Source organism: Marinobacter algicola DG893, assembly GCF_000170835.1.
Taxonomy (GTDB): Bacteria; Pseudomonadota; Gammaproteobacteria; order Pseudomonadales; family Oleiphilaceae; genus Marinobacter; species Marinobacter algicola.
The window spans coordinates 280,628-300,684 of sequence record NZ_ABCP01000001.1 but is presented as its reverse complement, the minus strand read 5'-3'; the positions used below and the strand labels follow the sequence as shown (position 1 = coordinate 300,684).

Annotated in this window: 16 protein-coding genes; 7 read left to right on the top strand and 9 right to left on the bottom strand. The window is 57.6% G+C overall.

Annotated features, from left to right (window positions below; all coding sequences use genetic code 11):
• Nucleotides 1-254: 254 nt before the first annotated feature.
• On the top strand, nt 255-2,144 hold the full coding sequence (locus MDG893_RS01275) for a sensor domain-containing diguanylate cyclase (RefSeq protein ID WP_425268446.1): 1,890 nt from the start codon (nt 255-257) through the stop codon (nt 2,142-2,144).
• Here the strand turns inward: MDG893_RS01275 and MDG893_RS01270 are convergent.
• From MDG893_RS01270 to MDG893_RS21120, 4 genes are all read right to left on the bottom strand, one after another.
• Nucleotides 2,134-3,612, bottom strand: a complete 1,479-nt coding sequence (locus tag MDG893_RS01270) for an amidase (protein WP_244264361.1) — start codon at nt 3,610-3,612, stop codon at nt 2,134-2,136. The genes MDG893_RS01275 and MDG893_RS01270 overlap by 11 nt on opposite strands.
• A 164-nt stretch (nt 3,613-3,776) precedes the next feature.
• Nucleotides 3,777-4,547: a co-chaperone DjlA gene (gene djlA / locus MDG893_RS01265; protein ID WP_007151891.1), complete on the bottom strand. Its 771-nt coding sequence runs from the start codon at nt 4,545-4,547 to the stop codon at nt 3,777-3,779.
• Between the two features lie 90 nt (nt 4,548-4,637).
• Nucleotides 4,638-5,711: an HD-GYP domain-containing protein gene (locus MDG893_RS21125; protein ID WP_007151890.1), complete on the bottom strand. Its 1,074-nt coding sequence runs from the start codon at nt 5,709-5,711 to the stop codon at nt 4,638-4,640.
• A 118-nt stretch (nt 5,712-5,829) separates the two neighbouring features.
• Nucleotides 5,830-7,503: a methyl-accepting chemotaxis protein gene (locus MDG893_RS21120; protein ID WP_007151889.1), complete on the bottom strand. Its 1,674-nt coding sequence runs from the start codon at nt 7,501-7,503 to the stop codon at nt 5,830-5,832.
• 106 nt (nt 7,504-7,609) lie between these two features.
• Between MDG893_RS21120 and alkB the strand changes: the two genes are divergently transcribed.
• The gene (gene alkB, locus MDG893_RS01255) at nt 7,610-8,260 is read left to right on the top strand and encodes a DNA oxidative demethylase AlkB (protein ID WP_007151888.1); all 651 of its coding nucleotides are present in this window, start codon (nt 7,610-7,612) and stop codon (nt 8,258-8,260) included.
• On the opposite strand, the gene MDG893_RS01250 is transcribed toward alkB, so the two are convergent.
• Complete coding sequence (locus MDG893_RS01250) at nt 8,230-9,129, bottom strand: LysR family transcriptional regulator ArgP (protein WP_007151887.1); 900 nt, start codon at nt 9,127-9,129, stop codon at nt 8,230-8,232. The two genes, alkB and MDG893_RS01250, sit on opposite strands and share 31 nt — an antisense overlap.
• 83 nt (nt 9,130-9,212) lie before the next feature.
• On the opposite strand from MDG893_RS01250, the gene MDG893_RS01245 reads away from it, so the two are divergent.
• The 4 genes from MDG893_RS01245 to MDG893_RS01230 all read left to right on the top strand — a co-directional run bounded on the left by MDG893_RS01245 (nt 9,213) and on the right by MDG893_RS01230 (nt 14,054).
• Nucleotides 9,213-9,833 carry a LysE/ArgO family amino acid transporter gene (locus MDG893_RS01245; RefSeq protein WP_007151886.1) on the top strand — a complete coding sequence of 207 codons (621 nt, stop codon included), beginning with the start codon at nt 9,213-9,215 and terminating at the stop codon, nt 9,831-9,833.
• 246 nt (nt 9,834-10,079) lie between these two features.
• Complete coding sequence (locus MDG893_RS01240) at nt 10,080-11,567, top strand: SulP family inorganic anion transporter (RefSeq protein ID WP_007151885.1); 1,488 nt, start codon at nt 10,080-10,082, stop codon at nt 11,565-11,567.
• 1 nt (nt 11,568) lies between these two features.
• Entirely contained in the window at nt 11,569-12,495 is a 927-nt protein-coding gene (locus MDG893_RS01235) for a universal stress protein (RefSeq protein ID WP_007151884.1), read from the top strand.
• A gap of 20 nt (nt 12,496-12,515) precedes the next feature.
• A complete protein-coding gene (locus tag MDG893_RS01230; RefSeq protein ID WP_007151883.1) occupies nt 12,516-14,054 on the top strand; it encodes a phospholipase D family protein in 1,539 nt (512 codons plus the stop codon).
• A gap of 20 nt (nt 14,055-14,074) precedes the next feature.
• Here the strand turns inward: MDG893_RS01230 and MDG893_RS01225 are convergent, their stop codons facing one another.
• Entirely contained in the window at nt 14,075-15,256 is a 1,182-nt protein-coding gene (locus tag MDG893_RS01225) for a BaiN/RdsA family NAD(P)/FAD-dependent oxidoreductase (protein ID WP_040474190.1), read from the bottom strand.
• Nucleotides 15,257-15,375: 119 nt separating this feature from the next.
• On the bottom strand, nt 15,376-16,185 hold the full coding sequence (locus MDG893_RS01220) for a PhzF family phenazine biosynthesis protein (RefSeq protein WP_007151881.1): 810 nt from the start codon (nt 16,183-16,185) through the stop codon (nt 15,376-15,378).
• A gap of 112 nt (nt 16,186-16,297) precedes the next feature.
• Here MDG893_RS01220 and MDG893_RS01215 point away from each other — a divergent pair, with 112 nt between their 5' ends.
• Nucleotides 16,298-17,794 (top strand): aminotransferase-like domain-containing protein, encoded by a 1,497-nt coding sequence (locus tag MDG893_RS01215; RefSeq protein WP_007151880.1) that lies wholly within the window; start codon nt 16,298-16,300, stop codon nt 17,792-17,794.
• 7 nt (nt 17,795-17,801) lie between these two features.
• On the opposite strand, the gene MDG893_RS01210 is transcribed toward MDG893_RS01215, so the two are convergent.
• Nucleotides 17,802-18,440: a response regulator transcription factor gene (locus tag MDG893_RS01210; RefSeq protein ID WP_007151879.1), complete on the bottom strand. Its 639-nt coding sequence runs from the start codon at nt 18,438-18,440 to the stop codon at nt 17,802-17,804.
• Complete coding sequence (locus MDG893_RS01205) at nt 18,433-19,938, bottom strand: sensor histidine kinase (protein WP_007151878.1); 1,506 nt, start codon at nt 19,936-19,938, stop codon at nt 18,433-18,435. The genes MDG893_RS01210 and MDG893_RS01205 overlap by 8 nt, the downstream gene beginning before the upstream one ends.
• Nucleotides 19,939-20,057: the final 119 nt, after the last annotated feature.

The following is a 20,057-nucleotide window of genomic DNA, read 5'->3' as shown; positions in this document are numbered from 1 at the left end:
GTGGCGATTGGTCGTGTTTGCGCCAGCAGTTGCCATTTACCGACCTTCTCATACTGGCATCGGGCTCCGATACTGTCCACTTCGAAGTCGTATGAGTGGGACGTGGGGCGGCACGAGCGTTCGGAAATGCGGCAGTTTGTCAGGTTTTGTTGTCTGATTGAGTCATTTTAAAGGCGCCTGCGGCGGAATCCCGATTTCTGGATTATGCTGGAGGCAGAAAAGCCAACAAATATATGGTCTCTCTGGAGCCGGGAGTGTTTTTGAAAAAGAGTCTGATGCAGATTCTATTCGTTACTATGCTGTTTGCGCTGCCTGCCCTGGTTTCAGCGGGGCCGGCAGTTTGGGACGGTTATTCCAAGCGGCTTGAGCTTCCCAGGTATGTGGAGTACTGGGAGGAACCTGATGGTGCCGTTTCCCTGAATTCGGTGAGGCAGCTCCCTGAGCATGAATGGCAGCCAAACGGTAAAGACAGCGTTAGTCTGGGGTACGGCGACGAGGTTTACTGGTTCCGGGTCAATATTCGCAACCCCGGGTCTGGTACGGCGTCCCTGTTCCTGGAAATCGGGTATCCGGTGTTGGACCATGTTGAGGTCTATCTGCTCGAAGATGGCGAGCTTGTTGAGCGCCAGTTGTTGGGTGATAAGCAGCCGTTTTACCAGCGCCCAATCTATCACCGCAATTTTCTTGTCCCGTTCTCCCTCTCAGGTGACAACGAGCTCTCCATCTATCTTCGAGTGGATACCACCAGTTCCATGCAGGTGCCCCTGACCCTTTGGGATCAGGATGCGTTCTACGTGGCCGAGCAGGCCCGTAGCCTGTTCGAGGGTATTTACTACGGCATTGTACTGGTGATGATCCTGTATAACCTGTTCGTGTATATGGCGGTTGGCGAACGGAGCTTTCTGCACTATGTGGGCTATATTGCGGCCATGCCTCTGTTTCTGGCGAGCCTGCATGGTGTTGCATTCCAGTACCTCTGGCCGGAAGCCACCTGGTGGAATGACCAGGCCATCACTGTGTTCCTTAATCTGGTCGTGCTGTTTGGCGGCACCTTCAGTCTTCACTTTCTCAACGTGACTCCAGCCAACCATCCGTTTCTCAACAGGCTGACGGTGGGGATTGTCGTTATGGCCGGTGTGACGGCAATGGCGGGAATGCTGGTTCCGTATCGACTTTTGATTCTGCCGACCATCCTGCTTGCCTTCCTGGGGTGTACGACCATGCTGGTGCTCAGCATTGTGCGTTGTCTGAAAAAGGACCCCGCAGCGAGGTACTACGCGTTGGCCTGGGTGTTTATGCTCTTCGGGGGGATCGTCCTGGCATTAAGCAAGTTCACCGTGTTACCACGCAATCTGCTGACGGAGAACGCAACCCAGGTGGGCTCTGCCATAGGCGTCATTCTGTTGTCGGTAGCGCTGGCCGACCGACTCAACAGGGAAAAAAAGAGTGCTTTCGAGGCCCAGCAGCGCTTGTTGCTTGAAGAGCGAAAAGCCAGGATGGCGCAGGAAAAATCCCTTCGTATTCAACAGGAAGCCAATACCTTACTTGAACAGAGAGTGCAGGAGCGCACCCGGGATCTTGAGTCCCTCAATAATCAGTTGCGCGAGCTCAGTGCCACCGACGCGCTCACCGGACTCAAGAACCGGGGCCACTTTGATCGTACCTTCAGCTCGGCGGTGGTGAAGGCTTATCGATTCAGCCAGCCATTGTCACTGTTGCTTCTGGATATCGATCATTTCAAGAAGTTCAACGACACACATGGCCATCTGGTCGGCGACGATTGCCTGCAGATGGTGGCCAACTGTATCCGCGAATATGTCACGCGCCCGCAGGATCTGGCTGCCCGCTACGGCGGCGAAGAGTTCGTGGTTCTGTTGCCGGACACCCCGAGAGAGGGGGCCCTGAGAGTGGCCGAGAAAATCCGGAGCCGGATTGAGGAAACCGGGTTCCGGGTGTCGGATGAAGTCTTGCACCTGACGGTGAGTATCGGTTTGTGTGCCGTCTGTCCCAGCCAGGCGGATGCCACCAAAGACATCTTTAGTTGGGCCGATGAGGCTCTCTACGAGGCCAAGGGGCGTGGGCGGAATCAGGTCGTCGCCTGCGAGCCCCCGTCCGTTCAGGGAGCGGAACCTGTCATGACCTGATGGGCTGACTGTCTATCCTGGGCCAATTCATTGTTTCCTCCAGCAAGAACGCCAGTTCCAGCAGTGTCTGCTCACCCCCGTGCTTGCCCATCAGTTGAATGGAGACTGGCAGGCCCTGGCTATTCAGGCTGGCTGGCAATGAGATGGCGGGTGCGCCGGTGGCGTTGGCCAGTGGGGTAAAGCTTACGTATTGGGTCAGGCGCTCGAACAGGGTATCAAAGTCAACCGTGGGGCTCAGGTAACCGATCTCGGGCGTGGTATGACCGAGTACCGGCGTGAGAATGGCGTCGTAACTGGCCATGGCGCGGGCGTAGTCCTGATACGACCGGTGCAGGCGCCAGAGTGCCGCCGGTAATTTGTAGAACTGCCTCCGGAAGGCTTTGTCCAGCCCAAGGGTGAGCCCGTCCAGCCGTGATTTGTCAAAACTTGGATGAACCAACCGCTTGCCATTGGCGCGCACGCCGAAGGCCAGCATTCCCCAATAGAGCGCAAAATCATCAGGGAAAGATGAGGCAACGGGAACGCCTACCGGTTCCACCTTGTGGCCAAGCTTATCCAGAAGTTGTGCTGTATTTTCAACGGCTGCGCGGGTTTGACTATCCGTGGCGTGACCGTTGATAGAGTCGGTCACAAGGCCAATACGGAGTGAGCGTGTGGCGGGGCGCTCCACCTTTCCTATGGCCGGGAGTTTCGGGTTCCGGAAAAAGCGTTCCGCGCCGTAATAGAAGTTGGCGGTATCCCTGACCGTGCGCGTTACCACACCATCACTGACGATATTGATGGGGAGTGTTTTAGCCGCATCGTTATCGATCAGCCGCCCCCGTGTTGGTTTTAACCCCACCAACCCGCAACAGGCCGCCGGAATGCGGATGGAGCCGCCGCCATCGTTGGCATGTGCGATGGGGATAACACCCGCGGCAACCAGCGCTGCGGAACCTCCCGATGAAGCACCAGTGGAATATTGAAGATGCCAGGGGTTGCGAGTCGGGATGCCATGGGCGGGTTCCGTGGTGGCGTTGAAACCGAACTCAGGCAGCGTGCTTTTACCAAAACACACCAGACCCTGGGCCAGCAATTGGCGGGCGAAAGGGCTGGTTGTGCCGGCTGGGTGGGCGTCGATGGCAGCGGTGCCATGGGAGGTGGAGAACCCTTTTACCTCGGTATTGTCCTTGATTACCGTGGGTACGCCCGAAAAGATGCCTGGCGCCGTTTTTTCAGCCGAAGTTTCATGCGTGATCATGTCCTCACAGCCATCTGGGATGGGGCCGACCAAACCATGGATAAAGGGTTCGGCCAGTTGCGCCCGGGCCAGGGTGGCCTGGAGGACTTCGCCGACTGATACGTCGCCGTTGTGAATCAGTTCGGCCAGCGCGGTGGCGTCGTGCCGGCCAAGCAGGTCGTCACTGAATGTGTGAAGTGATTGCGGGTGGGGTTGCAAGTGGGAGTGCGACGGATTTTGGGCGGTCAAGGCAGATACTCCGTGTTGTTTTCGGGGTTGTATCCACTGTATATAAAACCTAAACGTGACGACATGTCATATCAGGAAATAGCACCGCTCCATACAACAGGTAAAGGTCCAGTTCTGTCCCGCTTTGGTAGGCGAGGGTGGCGGAAAAGGCCCTCGCCGAAACGTTAGTTGCGGGCTTCCTTGATCACGTCGTAGGCGTGGCTGATCTCACGGGTGCGCTCTTCCGCCATTTCCCGCATGCTTTCAGGCAGGCCTCGCCCCGCCAGTTTGTCCGGATGATTTTCGCTCATCAGTTTGCGGTAGGCTTTCTTGATCTCGGCGTCGCTGGCGGAAGACGACACCCCGAGAACCTTGTACGCATCATCGATCTGGCTGGCGGACGATGCCTGGCCAGACGCACCGGCTTGGCCAGCGTGAGCGCCTCTCAACATGGCTTCCAGCTGGTCTACCTGAGCCTCGGGAAGCCCCAGCCCCCGGGCGATGCGCACCAGCATTTCGTGTTCGGCCGGGTGCACCACACCATCGGCGGCAACGGCAGACACCTGTACCTGAAGGAACATCTGCAGCAATGCTGGCTGGCGGCCACTCACCCGTAGGAAGTGCTGAAGTTCCGCATCCAGGTCGAAGTCATTGGCTTTGCCGCGGTTAAAGGCGGCCTTGGCGCGCTCACGGTGTTCGCCGGAGAGGCGAAAGCGGTCGAACAGGCGTTCCGCCACTTCGATTTCGTCTCGAGTGACGACGCCATCGGCTTTGCACAGGGCGCCCATGACCGCAAACACGGATTCGAGGAAGTCCGTCTGCACGTTGCGCAATTTTTGCCACAGACGACTTTTGATGTATCGGGTCAATAGTACGCCTGCCACAGCGCCAATCAATAGGCCGGGAAAGCGGCCAAACAGGTAGCCGATCAAACCGCCGATAAACAGGCCGAACATGTCAGTGTCCTTTTCAAGTGTTTAAAACTGCGCAAAGTATACGGGTTTCGGCGGAGAATTCGAAAACAACCCGCCGCGATGGAGGAATGTTCATGTCAGAAAGCGTTCCTCATTCACGGTATCAATTTGCTCCGGGCGCAGGTGTTGCTCCGCGTATCGGCGGTAAATGCCGGATCGGACGAACAACTGGAACACCGCCCGGTCGATGTGTCCGTCATTCACCATTCTCTGCATGATGGCCAGGGATTCGGTCAGTGTCTTGCCCTCCTTGTAGGGGCGGTCTACGGCGGTCAGCGCCTCGAAAATATCCGCCACCGCCATGATCCGCTCGGGAATGCCCATGTTGTCTGCATTCAGCCGGCAAGGGTAACCCTGTCCATCCATGCGTTCATGGTGGGTGCCTGCCAGGTGGGGCACGTTCGCCAGCCTGTCTGGTAGGGGCAGGGCGTCCAGCATGCAGATGGTCTGCACGATGTGATCGTTGATCCGGAAGCGTTCCTCGGGGGTCAGGGTTCCTTTTGCCACGGTCAGGTTGTGGAGCTCACCCTGATTGACGGCATGCTCTGGAAGTGTCATGTCGAATCCCCACCGGTTTCGTGGGTCGTCTTTGGTAACGGGTGGTTTGTGCTCACCCCAGGAGCGGAGGTGAGAGGGCTTGTCTGCTATCAGAGGTTCGGTCGCAGGTAAAGCCTGCTCCGGCGTGTCAGTCAGCACTTGTCTTTCGTCGCCGGACAATCCCAACCTGTCACTGAAATGACGTACCCAGGTGCGTTGGCCGATCTGTCGGATGTGCTCTATATCGTCCTCCGACATGAATTCGCCGCCAGTGTTGGCGTTGGCGACGGCACGAAAGGCTTCCTGGAGCTCTTCCTGTTCCAGGTCCCGGTCGGTTTCGGCCTGTCGGGAACTCTCGCCAGCCAGTTGTCTTTTCAGGCATCGGATTTCGGTGTCCCGGTGCAGAACTTCAAAGCGGGTGCGAATTTCATGGATGCGGTTGTAGATCGTTTCCAGTTTGACCGCCTTGTCCACCACATGCTCGGGGCTGGTGATCTTTCCGCAGTCGTGAAGCCATGCTGCCAGGTGGAATTCGTAGCGTTCGTCGTCGTTCATGGTGAAGTGGGCAAAGGGTTCTGCGGAGCTTTGGATGGCTTCATCCACCATCATCTGGGCGAGTTTGGGTACGCGGTCGCAGTGGCCACCCGTATACGGTGACTTGGCGTCAATGGCGTTGGCAACCAGGCGAATGATGCCTTCGAGCAGCGCCTGCTGGCTTTCAATCAGTTCACGGGTTTCGATGGCGACGGCGGCGGAGCGGCAATCTCACGACGAATACGATCAGGTCATCGCTCAGATGGGTGTGCTCACCATGTTCCATTTCGATAACCAGGGCTCCAATCAGCTGTTTACGACGGTTCCTGAGAATGGCGAACACCGGGTGGCCGGAAAGGGCGTGGCGAAGCGCCCTTATCACTTCGTTGTCGTCGTCCGAGGCGTTGACGCCAGAGATGGTTTCCGGCGGCTGCATGCCGCGGTCCACGGATAGCGAGAGCTCACCATTCTGTCGGTTCATCAGGTAGATAGCGCCCCGGGTCTGTCCGAGAATGTGAACGATCTGTTCGAGGATATCCGTCAGAAGACTATCCAGGTCCTGGCCCCGGTTGAGCGCGGTGGCAATGCTCTGAAAGCTGCGAATGGTGCTGGCCATATCGTCCAGGGCAACACTGAGCTGACGGGCTTCGCGAATATGGGAGTCAACGGAAATGGGTGTGTCGAAGCGAAACCGGGAGAGTGCGCCCACTCGGTGTGTCAGCAATTCCAGCGGCCTGCCCACGCGACGGCCCAGGAACCAGCCGATGACCAGCAACAAAAATGCGATGGCGCTTGCCAGTATGGTCTGCCGGGTTAGAGCCGCCCAGACATCAGCCAATAGTTCGTTGGCGGGAATGGCCACGGCGATTTTCAGGTTCTCCTGGTCCAGGGACTCAAGGGGCTCGGTCATGCCGTACCAGTCCCGGCTTTCGGTGGTAAAGCGATTGACCAATTCACTGGTGGTTTGCTTGCTATCGAGTTCCAGGACAGCGTTGATGGCTCCGTCATTCAGCGCTTGTGGCTTTGATGTGTTGGAAACTGCCACATTGGCGGTGGCCTCAGGCCCTGTGTAGGCCAGGCGGGAGCCCTCGGCGTTGACAATGGCAATGCGGGTACCGGGCGTTTGCCGCAACTCGGCTAGCTGTGCGCTCAGGTCGGTGACCGTTACATCGATGCCAAACACGGTATTGCCGTCCAGGCCCTTCGCAAGGGACTGTCGTCGGGAAAGGGTCAGGCCGGTTTCACCGGTGGTAAAGAAGGCATAGGGTGCGGTCAGTTCGGTGTTGCCGGAGGCGTTGGCGAGCTTGTACCAGCCACGGCTTCGCGGATCAAAGCGGTAGTCGGAAGGCGTGCGGCGCTGAAGGAGGGTACGGCTCGCATCGTAGAAGTGCCACACGGGTTGCGGCTTGCCGTCCGCGGTTCGAGTGATGGATTGAAGCAGGTAGTGGGCGTCGGCAGGGGCTTCGGAAAACTGCATGGCACCGGAGCTGTGTATTTTCCGCAGCAGGAAGAAATCGCCGTTGGTATACCCGGCATAAACGGCACTGACGATGTCGCTGCTGTCGAGAATGTCGGCGACGACCGGCAGCCTGACCAAGCGTTGTTTTAATGTATCGGCGATGGCCAGAGGGTCGTGGCTGAGGACCGCGAGAGCGGTTGACGGCGGGCCGGTAATGGCACGGATGCGGTCGTCCACACTGACGGCAAGCTGGCGGGCCGTGGCACTGGCGGCGGTTATCTTGGCGTTCTCCATACCGCGAAAGCTTTGCCCGACCAGTACAATGGTGAGCACCAGCATGCCGAGGGTAATCGCGGAGGCAATCAGGAAAGCAAGCGACACCTGCGCTGACTGGCGATTTTGACGCATGGTTCTTCCTTAAACGGTGGTCTGGCGTATCAGGGCGCAGGGTACTGCACTGACCTAAGGGTAGACGTTAAACTCAAGGTTTTCCTGATCATACGGTGAACGCGTAATGACCATGGATTTGTTCGAGTCATCTTCATCAGAGCCCTGGGTCGAGCCGCTCTGCGAGGGAGCGGTTGTCCTTCGCCGTTTCGCCTGCGCCGACGCCAGCGAATTGCTGGAGGTGATTGAAGGCCTGGCGGAACAGGCGCCGTTTCGGCAAATGCAGACGCCGGGCGGCCACACTATGTCGGTGGCCATGACCTGTTGCGGCGAGTGGGGCTGGGTGACGGATACGCGGGGCTATCGTTATCAGCGAACCGATCCGCTTTCCGGGGAGCCTTGGCCGTTAATGCCGACAATGTTTCGGTCTCTGGCGGTTATGGCGGCAAGCGCTGCAGGGTATTCGAAGTTCGAGCCGGACGCCTGTCTGGTAAACCGCTATGCGCCCGGCGCCAAAATGGGTCTCCATCAGGACAAAGATGAGGACGATTTCGACCAGCCGATTGTTTCGGTGTCTTTGGGCACACCGGCGATGTTCCAGTTTGGAGGTGCCCGGCGCAGTGACCGGCCACAGCGTGTGCCTCTGGAGAATGGCGATGTCGTGGTCTGGGGAGGTCCGGCGCGGCTCCGCTACCATGGCGTGTTGACGCTCAAGCAGGCACAGCATTCGTTGACGGGTGACAGCCGTTACAATCTGACGTTTCGCCGTGCGCGGTAACGGTGGGTTATGGCCCCCTCAAGCGTGGTGGTCAAACGCTGTAGCAGCTCTCCACTGTGACGCCAGAAGTGCCAATAGAGAGGCACTTTCAGTTCTTGCCCCGGAGCAAGGTTGATCAGGCTCCCATTGTCCAGCCAATGACTGGCCTGGATCTGCGGAATCATACCGTAGCCCATGCCGGCCCTGGCAAGCTGGACGAACCCTTCGGAAGAGGGGCATAGGTGGTAAGGGAATCGGCCATGGTAACCGCAGCCGGCCATGAATCGGTGCTGTAGCTGGTCATTGGGGCCAAACACAATGGCCGGAGAGGTTGCAAAAGCCTCCGGCGTAATGCCATCCGGAAAAAAGTGCCGGACGTACTGCGGGGTCGCCAACGGCATGTAGGTCATTTCCCCGAGTGCCACGCAACGCCCTCCAGCGATGGGCTGGCTGCTACTGCACAGACAGGCGGCTACATCGCCATCGCGCATTCGCTTCAGGCCCACATCCTGGTCCTCAATAACCAGGTCCAGCAATAAACCCGCCCGGCTGCAGAACTCCCCAACCACAGCGGCCCACCAGGTGGCCAGGCTGTCGGCGTTGATGGCGATACGCAGGCGCGTAGTGTCCTCGGCCAGGGCGGGTATGGTTTTTCGAAGGTCTCGTTCCAGCAACTGTACCTGCTGGAAGTGGTTCAGCAGTTTGTTACCTGCCGGCGTTGCCTGCAGGTCCGGGTACCGGACCAGAACGGGCTGCCCCAAACGCACTTCAAGTGATTTTATGCGTTGTGATACAGCGGACTGGGTGAGGCCGAGTATCTCCCCGGCACGCTCAAACCCACCATTTTCGATCACCGCGGCAAGGGCCTGGAGAAGCTTGTAGTCCAGCATAAGAAATTTTCATGGGATATAAGGTTTATGATTTTTAAGTATAGCGATTAGCCCTTAAGCTTCCAGCACATTCGGAGGGAAACATGCTGACAAGTTATCTGACAGGGCTGCTGGTGTGCGGCGGAATCATCATTGCGATCGGTGCTCAGAACGCCTACATCCTGGGGCAGGCGATACGCCGGGAACACCACTGGTATTGTGCGGGCATCTGCATGACGGCGGATATCCTGCTGTTCACGGCCGGCATGTTTGGTGTCAATGCGGCGCTGATGGCGGTGCCCGAGGCATTGGATGTCATGCGCTGGCTGGGCGTGGCCTTCCTCAGTTGGCTGGCGTTGCTGGCTTTCGCCCGTGCTGCGAAAGGGCGCGATGCCCTGGATGCCAGGAAAGCGGACGTTTCGAGCCTGCGGACCGTGGTGTTGACCACTCTGGCGGTAACGTTGCTGAACCCGCAAGTGTATCTGGATACCTTGTTGCTGATTCCCGCCATCGGCGCGCAACAGGCCAGTCCCCTGGTGTTCGTGGCGGGCGCCAGCAGTGCGTCAGTCATGTGGTTCTGTCTGCTGGCGTTCGGCGGGGCGGCGCTTTCTCCCTGGCTGTCGAGCCCCATGTCCTGGCGGTTCATTGATGGCGCCATTGGTTCCATGATGGCGATTATTGCCTTTCATCTCGCCAGCAACGGCCTGTCCGGGCCTGTGGCGTAAACGGGGTCCGGTCTCCGGGCCCGCCGGTTACTTTTCCAGCACCGTTCTGGTATGCTTCGCCGCCTTTAATTCGCAGCTTATGAACGTACCTTAATGAACGTCTCCACGACCGTTACGACGATCACTCCGCCCTAGCGTCCTGCGCTCCCAGGTTAATGCCCTGATTGAACTCCGGTAGTCACCCCGAGATGACTACAACCGGTTCTTACGTCCCGAATTTGCCCTCTCTGACTGGATACCAACGATATGGTGAACAAGCTTAAAGCCGACTGGCTTTCCAATATACGCGGCGATTTGCTTGCCGGCATTGTGGTGGCTCTGGCGCTGATTCCCGAAGCCATCGCTTTTTCCATTATCGCCGGTGTAGACCCGAAAGTGGGGCTGTATGCCTCATTCTGTATTGCTGTGGTGATAGCCTTCGTGGGCGGCCGCCCTGGTATGATCTCTGCCGCGACAGGGGCCATGGCGCTGTTGATGGTGACTCTGGTCAAGGAACATGGTCTGGAATACCTGCTGGCGGCCACGCTGCTGACCGGGCTGCTGCAGATCGGTGCTGGCTATCTGAAACTCGGCGGCCTGATGCGCTTTGTGTCCCGTTCCGTGGTAACCGGGTTTGTGAATGCCCTGGCTATCCTGATATTCATGGCGCAGTTGCCAGAGCTCACCAATGTCACCTGGCACGTTTATGCCATGACCGCCGCCGGGCTGGGGATCATTTACCTGTTTCCACTGGTGCCCGTGGTTGGTCGCATACTGCCATCTCCGCTAATCTGTATCGTCTCGTTGACCATTGTCGCGATGGTCTACAACATCGATATCCGCACGGTCGGTGATATGGGGCAACTGCCGGATACGCTTCCGATTTTCCTGTGGCCTGATGTGCCGCTGAATCTTGAAACCCTGATGATCATTCTGCCTTACTCCGTTGGCCTCGCCATTGTTGGCCTTCTGGAATCCATGATGACCGCCACCATTGTTGACGACCTCACGGATACCACCAGTGACCGTAACCGGGAGTGCAAAGGGCAGGGCGTTGCCAATATCGGCTCTGGGCTGCTGGGTGGCATGGCCGGCTGCGCGATGATTGGCCAGTCCATTATCAACATCAAGTCCGGCGGCCGAACGCGGCTGTCCACACTGACAGCGGGTGTATTCCTGCTGGTTCTCGTGCTGGTGCTGGACCAGTGGCTGGTACAGATTCCCATGGCGGCCCTCGTGGCGGTGATGATCATGGTGTCCATCGGTACCTTCAGTTGGGCGTCGATCAAAAACCTGAAAGATCATCCCCTGTCCACCAACATTGTGATGGTCGTGACCGTTATTGTCGTCGTCGCCACGCACAACCTGGCCTTCGGCGTGCTGGCGGGTGTCCTTCTGGCGGCCCTGTTCTTCGCCAACAAGGTGGGCCATTACATGCTGGTGACGTCCGAGTTTGATGAAGCGACCGATACCCGAACCTACAATGTTGTCGGCCAGGTGTTCTTCAGTTCCTCGGAAAAATTTACGGAATCCTTTGATTTCAAGGAAGCAGTGGATAATGTGGTGATTGACCTGACGCGGGCGCACTTCTGGGACATTACCGCAGTGGGCGCGCTGGACAAGGCTGTTATCAAGTTCCGTCGCGAAGGCGCGGAGGTGGAGATCATCGGGCTGAATGAAGCCAGCGCCACCATTGTTGACCGCTTTGGAGTGCACGACAAACCCGAGGCCGTTGACCAGTTGATGGCGCACTGATATGACACAAGCCAAGGAATTCAAAGACGTAACCGGTCAGAATAACAACCACAAGGATCACCAAGGCGAGGTTGAAATGCTACGAGTAGTTGCCTGTATCGACGGCTCCCGGGCTGCACCGGCGGTGTGTGATTACGCTGCCTGGGCCAGCAAGCACATGGAAACCCCGATGACTCTGCTGCACGTTCTCGACGAGGAACGCTATCCAACAGAGCCTGACCTGGCAGGTAGCATTGGCTTGGGAAGCCGTGAACAGCTGATGGATGAGCTTGCCGAGCTTGACCGCAAACGTTCCAAGCTGGCCCTGGAACACGGCCATCACATGCTCGATGAGGCAGAGCGCCGGGTGAAGGAACAGGGAACTGGCGACGTAATCAAGCGCCAGCGCCATGGAGACCTAACAGAATCGCTGCTGGCCCTGGAAAGCCAGACGCGTTTGCTGGTAATGGGACTGCACGGCGAGAGCAGCTCAGACCGTGACATTCACGTGGGTAGCCAGCTGGAAACCGTGATTCGCAGTGTCCACCGCCCGATTCTTCTGGTTCCGGACGAGTACGAGCAGCCAAAGAGCGCCATGCTGGCTTTTGACGGCAGCGCCACGGCGTTCAAGGGCGTGGAACTTCTGGCGGGTAGCCCGGTACTGAAAGAAATGCCGATTCATCTGGTGATGATTGGAGCGGACACCAATGACCGTTGGGAACAGCTCAAGAAAGCAGAGAAGATGCTGGGTGACCTTGGCTCCGACATCACCCTGGCCATCCGCGCCGGGGATGTAGAGCCAACACTCCATGCCTATCAGGAAGAACACGATATCGACATCCTGGTGATGGGGGCTTATGGTCATTCACGAATTCGGCAGTTCCTGGTAGGAAGCACCACGACCACGATGCTGAAGACTGCGAAAAAACCGCTGGTGATCCTGCGCTAATGCTAAACCAGGCTAGGCTGATGTCGGCACGCCACTGTTTACTGGTGCTGCTGGTGCTGCTGACAGGCTGCGCCGGCAGTTTGCCGCCGGCCACTCATTCCGGAGCTGAAACCGCCGTGCTGACTGATGACAGCTTCCTTTCCAGCCAGTCCCGGCAACGGTTGGCCGAGGCGAATGGTCAATCCGGTTACTACCTGCTGGATTCCGGCCAAGACGCCTTCCTGTACCGAGCCGCGATGATTGAAGCGGCTGAACACCGTATTGATGCCCAGTACTACATCTGGAACCGTGATGATTCCGGGTTGCATCTGGCTGGCCGACTGCTGATGGCAGCAGACCGTGGTGTGCAGGTTCGGCTGCTGCTGGATGACTTTAACGCCGAAGGGATCGGCGAGTTGTTCGCTTCCCTCGATACCCATCCGAATATTCATATTCGCATCTTCAACCCTGCCAGAAACCGCAGTGGCTGGGGCCGATGGGTATCGTTTCTGATGGATTTCCAACGCATCAACCGTCGGATGCACAACAAGACATTTGTGGTGGACGGGGCCGCTGGCATTGTCGGTGGCCGCAACATCGGTGATGAATATTTCGGCTTCGACGAGAGCCGCTATTTCAGGGACCGCGATGTCCTTGCCTTGGGGCCGGTGGTTGAGGGCATGGCGGATAATTTTCAGGCCTACTGGAGCAGCCGCTGGGCATACCCCGCTTCCGATCTATACGCCTCCGCGCCTGCTGACACCGAGTTAGCCGAGACGATGGAGGGGCTTCGGCAACAGGTCATCGCACAACCTCGGCTTCCCGTCTCTGCGCCCACAGGGGCGGAGCAGGGTAGGTCTGAGCTGGCAAAGGCGTTTAACCGGATGACGATAGCTCCGGGAGAATTGGTGTTTGACCCTCCTCCCGAAAACATGGACGCGCCCTCAGAGACGCCTAAACGAAGCGCCCTGGCATTGCAACGCCTGGCGCAGACAGCAACCCGGGAAATCCTGATCGAGTCCGCCTACCTCATCCTTGCCAAGGAGCAGTTGCAGGCGCTGGGTGCGAACGAGCGTCCGCAACTGGAGGTTGCCGCGCTGACGAACTCACTCGCTTCCAACGATCTCGTCACCAATCATGCGGGTTATGCCCGCTGGCGCCCCTACATGCTGGAGCAGGGCATAAACATCTACGAACTCAAGCCCAATGCCGAGGCCTGCCGGCAATGGCTGAGTGAGGATGCGTTCTGCGCTACGGGAGAGGTCAGCCTGCACTCCAAGTCTGTGGTTTTTGATCGCAGCACTCTGGTGGTGGGTTCGTTCAACGTGAACCTCCGCTCCATTTACCTCAACGGTGAAACCGTGTTGGTTATCCACAGTGCCGAGCTGGCAGAGCGTGTGGCGGCAGATATACGGCTGACCATGGCGCCCGGCAATAGCTGGGAGGTGGCCCTGGAAGAGGACGGAGATCTCCAGTGGCGCAGCGGTGAGGCGGAGTTTACCAGCGAGCCGACCGTGGATTGGTGGCGCCGGGCGAAGTCCGGGTTTTTGTCGTGGTTGCCTATTGAGAAATATCTATAGTCTGGAGTGCGCCCAGCGCATCAAGCGTCATTACCCGAAGCCACACCCGACGCCCACGCCCACTGAAAATTATGCCCACCGAGATGGCCGGTCACGTCTACTACTTCGCCAATAAAGTACAGGTCAGGCCTGTCCAGAACCGCCATGGTTTTGGAGGATAGCTGGCGAGTGTCCACGCCGCCCAAGGTTACTTCGGCCGTTCGATAGCCTTCGGTGCCGGCGGGCTTGATGGTCCATTGGTCCAGGGTTCGGGCCGCCTGCTCTATATCGCTGTTCTTGTAGCCTTGCAGCGGGCCGGCCCAGCCGTGAAGGTCGTTCAGGGCCTGGGCGAAGCGTTTGGGCAGGTGTTGCGCAAGGTACTGAGCAATCGTGGATTGAGGCCGTGATTTTCGCAGGTCGTGCAAGTCCTTTTCTATCGTTGTTGCGGGCAGCATGTTGATGTTCAGGCTGTCGCCTGGACGCCAGAAACTGGAGATCTGCAGCATCGAAGGGCCACTGAGCCCGCGGTGGGTGACCAGCATCGGCTCGCGGAAATGTTCGTTGTTACAGTTTACGTCCACAGGGCAACTGACGCCGGACAGGGGCGCTAACTGTTCCTTCAGTTCCGGGTGCAGGGTGAACGGAACCAGCCCTGCACGGGTTGGAAGTACGGAAAGCCCAAACTGTCGTGCGATGTCGTAACCAAACCCGGTCGCGCCCATGGTGGGGATGGACAATCCACCGCAGGCGATGACCAGGGATTCGCAAGTCAGGGTGCCGCTGCTGGTTTGGAGCTGATAGCCGTGATCGTCACCACTGATGGTTTTAACACTGGTTTTAAGCCGCACTTCTGCGCCTGCCCATTCGCATTCGGTGAGCAGCATATTGAGTATCTCCTTGCTGCTGTCCTTGCAGAATAGCTGCCCAGCGGCCTTTTCCTCGTGCTCAATTCCGTGACGCTCTACCAGGTCCAGGAAGTGCTGGGGTGTATAGCGTTTGAGGGCGGAGATGCAGTAATGGGGGTTGTCCGACAGGAAGTTCGCCGGGGTGCTGTTGAGGTTGGTGAAATTGCAACGGCCACCGCCGGACATGAGAATTTTTTTGCCGGGTTTGTTAGCGTGGTCGATAACCAGAACGCGGCGGCCACGGTAGCCCGCTGTTGCTGCGCACATCAGGCCAGCGGCGCCGGCGCCTATGATGATGACGTCGTAGTTTTGGGGGATCACAAAAACATCCCTGTTTTTGACGATCCCTGAATGCCCTCAACCCGTTCCTTGCCAAACATCTTTGCTGTCCGCCCCGTGTTTATTAATTGGGCGCAGTATACATTTTTGCGAAGATGTTAGGGCAGCTGTACGTTCCCTTCCATATAGAACGCCGCCTGGCCGGCGATGGCGACTCGGTCGCCCTTAAGTTCACACCTCAGAACACCACCCCTGTCGGATATCTGGATAGCCAATAGGTGGTTCTTTCCGAGCTTTTCGGCCCAATAGGGCACCAGAACGCTGTGGATGGAGCCGGTAACCGGGTCCTCGTCGATACCGCCGCCGGGGGCGAAGTAGCGGCTGACAAAGTCGCAGTCGCTACCCGGTGCCGTAAGAATGACCCCCAGGCTGCCGAGCTGCTTCAGCTTGCGGATGTCCGGTTGTGCGGCTTTTACTGCGGCTTCATCTTTCAGAATGACCATGTAGTTGGTGTCGCTGGGGACGAAAAACGACGTCTCCGGGGCGCCATCCAAGGCATCCAGAATCAGGTTGGGCGTTGGGCACTCTTCGAACGCCAGGTTCGGGAAATCCAGTTCCAGCCAGCCGTCGTCTGTCTGCTTTACGCCCAAGGGGCCACTTTTGGACTGGAGGAGTATCTGATTCTTTTCCCAGCCCAGTTTGTTGAAAAGAACCCAGGCGCTGGCGAGGGTAGCGTGGCCACAGAGTGGTACTTCGATGCCGGGAGTGAACCAGCGGATGTGGAAGTCTTCTTCTGTATCGTCGGGAAGGGCAACCAGAAAGGCCGTTTCCGAGAGGTTATTTTCCAGCGCCAGTTTCTGCATGGTGTCGTCTGGCAGCCATTCTTCAAGCGGCATGACAGCCGCGGGGTTGCCGCCAAAAACGTCGTTGGAGAAAGCGTCGACCTGGTAAATCGGTAGTGTTTTCATTCCCTTTCCTTTCGCGAAATTCGATGAGTGTTGACCGGAATCGCCATTCTCCGTTTGTGGAGACAACCATAACAGATTCAGATATCGTTATTTTGGACCGGTACAGGCGTTTTTGTTCGACATCTGTGCTGGTGAGAATCTGTTTGATCTGTACTGCAGTCATTCCGGATTGATCTGGCAGGATGAAGTAATGGGCATTCTCTATAATCAGGTAGCAGACCAGTTACACGCATTGATTCGCGACGGGGTTTATCGCGAAGGGGAGCGGCTGCCCGGTGTTCGGGCGCTCAGCCGACAGTTTGGGGTGAGCGTGTCCACGGTGCTGCAAGCCCACCAGACGCTGGAGGCCCGAGGCTACCTGGAAGCGCGGGAGCGCAGTGGCTATTTTGTGCATCTGCCCCGGCGAGATACGCCAGAACCGGTGATGCAGAAGCACAAGGCCAAGCCGGTGCCGGTGAGTGCCCGCGATATGGCGCTTGATCTCTGTGCCGATGAAGAGAAACGCATGGTGCCTTTGGCGGCCGCCGTGCCACATCCCGATTTCCTGCCGGTGCGGCAGATCCAGCATGCCACTCTCTGGGCCGCGCGGCGCGGGCTGGAAACGTTGGATTATGCCTTTCCCGGCAAGATTGAATACCGCCGTCAGGTGGCTCAGCGAATGGCCGCGTTGGGGATTATTACCACGCCCGACGACATTCTTGCCACCAACGGCGCCCAGGAAGCAATAATTCTTGCCCTGCAGGCAGTTACTTCGCCCGGGGATATCGTGGTTGTCGAGTCACCATCATTCCCGGGTATTCTCCAGGCGCTGGATGTGGTCGGGCTTCGGGTGATTGAAGTGCCCACCCATCCTGCAGAGGGGTTGAGCCTTGAGGGCCTGGAGCTGGCACTGGAACAGTGGCCGGTGAAGGCTTGCGTAGTGGTTCCCAATCATAGCAATCCCATGGGAGCGACGATGTCCGACCTTCGCAAGCAGCAAATGGTGCGGATGTTGGAAGTGGCGGGCGTGCCGTTGATTGAGGACGACATCTACGGTGATCTGTACTATGGCGTCGACCGCCCCAGGCCGGCGAAAGTGTTCGACCGCACCGGCAACGTGATTTACTGCAACTCGTTCTCCAAGACCATCTCGCCTGGCTTGCGTCTGGGATGGATGATGCCCGGAAAATATCTGGCCGAAGCACGGCAGCAGAAGTATTTCAGCAACCTGGGTACGGCAAGTGTGCCACAGATTGCCGTGGCGCATTTCCTGGAGCAGGGCGGGTACGATCGTTATCTGCGTTCTGCCCGGCAACGCTATCGCGAGGCCACCGACCGTATGCGTGCGGCTGTAGGGCGTTCGTTCCCTGAAGGTACGGCCGTCAGCCGCCCCCAGGGTGGTTTCGTCTTGTGGGTGCAGCTTCCGGGCACAGTGTCAGGCACTGAGGTGTTTCGCCGGGCGCGGGAGGAGAATATCAACGTGGCCCCGGGCCTGATGTTCTCCACCACCGACAAGTACGATAATTGTCTGCGGCTGAACGGCGCCAATCCCTGGAGTGAGCGGGTTGAACAGGCCGTTGGCCGGCTTGGCGCCATTGCAACCGCTGTTGCCGCTGAATCCCGAGACTGACTCGGATCTATTTTTTGCGCAGGTTCGTTGGGTCCAGCAGACCGATGGCAACCGCAATACCTGTGACGTCCGGTACGCGTTCCACGCCCAGCCGTTTCATTACACGGGCCCTGTACAGGTCAATCGTCTTGATGCCAATATCCAGTTGTTCCGCTATTTCCCTGCTGGTGTAGCCTTGTGCGAGTGGTATGAATACATCCTTTTCCCGGCGGGTGAGTGAAGTGATCAGGGCGTCGGTGTGTTGATCTCCTCGTTGCTGCCTGCTTGTTTTCTGGTGTTCCTGCAGCGCCTGCTGGATGCTGTCGAGCAGCAACTGTTCGTTAAATGGTTTCTCGATGAAATCGAAAGCACCGGACTTAAAAGCGCGGACTACGATGGGCACATCCGCATGGCCTGAAACGAAGATAATAGGCAACTGCGAGCCTCGTTTCTGCAATTCCTCCTGGACGTTCAGGCCTCCCAGTCCGGGCATGCGTATGTCGAGGACCACACAGCCGGTTTCCTCCGGGTTCACGGCGTTAAGGAACTGGCGGCCATCGGCGTAAGGCCGCACCTGTAAACCAACGGATTCCAGTAGCCACTGGGTGGATTCCAGCATGCCGGCATCGTCGTCTACTACATAAACGGTATGGGGGAATTCACTCATCCTGATCTGTCTCCCTTAGGTTGCCGGATTCACTGTCAGTGCAAAGAGGGGGAGGGAAGCGGCATATCAGTGTCAGGCCGCCACCTTCGGCCGGTTGTGCGTCCAGAAAGCCGCCATACCCCTCAATAATGGAGCGGCTCATGGAAAGCCCAAGGCCAAGTCCTTGAGGTTTGCTGGTATAGAAAGGCGTGAACATGTGTCGCATGCCTTCCTCGTCAAGGCCCGCTCCGTGGTCAGTCACCTTGATCAGGGTCTCCTGTATCGGTGTTACGCAGGTTTCAATCTTAATGTGAGATGGGGCGCTGTTATCCTGCCGGGCTTCGGTATTGGCGTCGATACCGTTGCGAATCAGGTTGATCAACACCTGCTCGAGTAAGACCGGGTCGGCAGTGAGTACAGGGTTGAGCGGCGTTAGGTTCTCCTGGATGACGACGTTATGCTTGTCGGCATCCCATTGGCACAGTCGCTTGACGTTGGTTACCGCATCATTGATGTTAACCGGCGCGGTGCGTTGCTGCCCCTTGCGTAGAAAGGCCCGCAGTCGCTTGATGACTTCCGAAGCGCGGTTGGCATGATGGGTTATTCGCTGCAAACCATCGTCCACCCGCTCAAGGCATTCCGGGTTCTCCTGAGCCAGTTTCAGATAGCGCTGGCTTGCACTGGCAAAGTTAACGATAGACGCCAGTGGCTGGTTCATCTCGTGGGCGATACTGGATGCCAGTTCGCCCAGTGTCGCCAGGCGAGCAGTATGGGCGAGTTCTTCAGCCAGGCGGCGGTTGTTTTCTTCTGATTTTACCCTTGCGGTAATGTCTCGCGAGACGCTGACGACTTCGATCACTGCTCCGGTGTAGGTTTCCCTGATCGCCCGGCTGGCAATTTCAAACCATCGCCTGCTGCCATCCCTGTGAGTGATCTCAATGGTCATGGTGGCGTAGCCTTCGTCCCGAAGCCGGTTACGGGCTTCTTCCACTTCGGCGCTGAAGGCATTGCTTCGGAACACCTCTTCAAGAGGTTTCCCCCTCAGCTCCTCAGGCCAGTACCCCAACAGCCTCCAGGATGCCGGCGTGGCATCAATGAACCGGCCGTCCGGTGCATGTCGGGAGATAAGGTCTGTGGTGTTTTCGGTAATCAACCGGTAAAGCCGGCTGGATCGGGTTGCCTCATCCAGTTTCCGGATGTTGTCGGTGACGTCCCGTCCCCGAGCCAGAACCTGGCGAGAGTCCTGGTCGGGGATGAAAGTCCATGACAGGGTGGCCGAATGCTGACGACTCTCCACGCCTTCAATAGCACGCCCCTGGGTAAGGCAGGCATTGATCAGAGCTGAGAAATTGACTGGTAGCAGTCTGATCGGGTTGTCGGTTCCGGTCTCTGCACTCAGATCTTTCGCTGCCTGATTCAGGTCTAGCAGCTGGCCGTCGGAATCGAGTATGAGCCCCGCTTCAGGGTCGGAACTTGGGAGTTGGAAGGTTGTAATAGTGCTTCCCTGGTTATTTTTCATTTTAATATGGTATATATACTATAATACATTGGTGTAATTTCTAGTATTGTTGCTATAAAATAGTATCTCGATACCAGATATTGTAGCCCTTTCAGTGGATTTCTTTAATACACCATAAG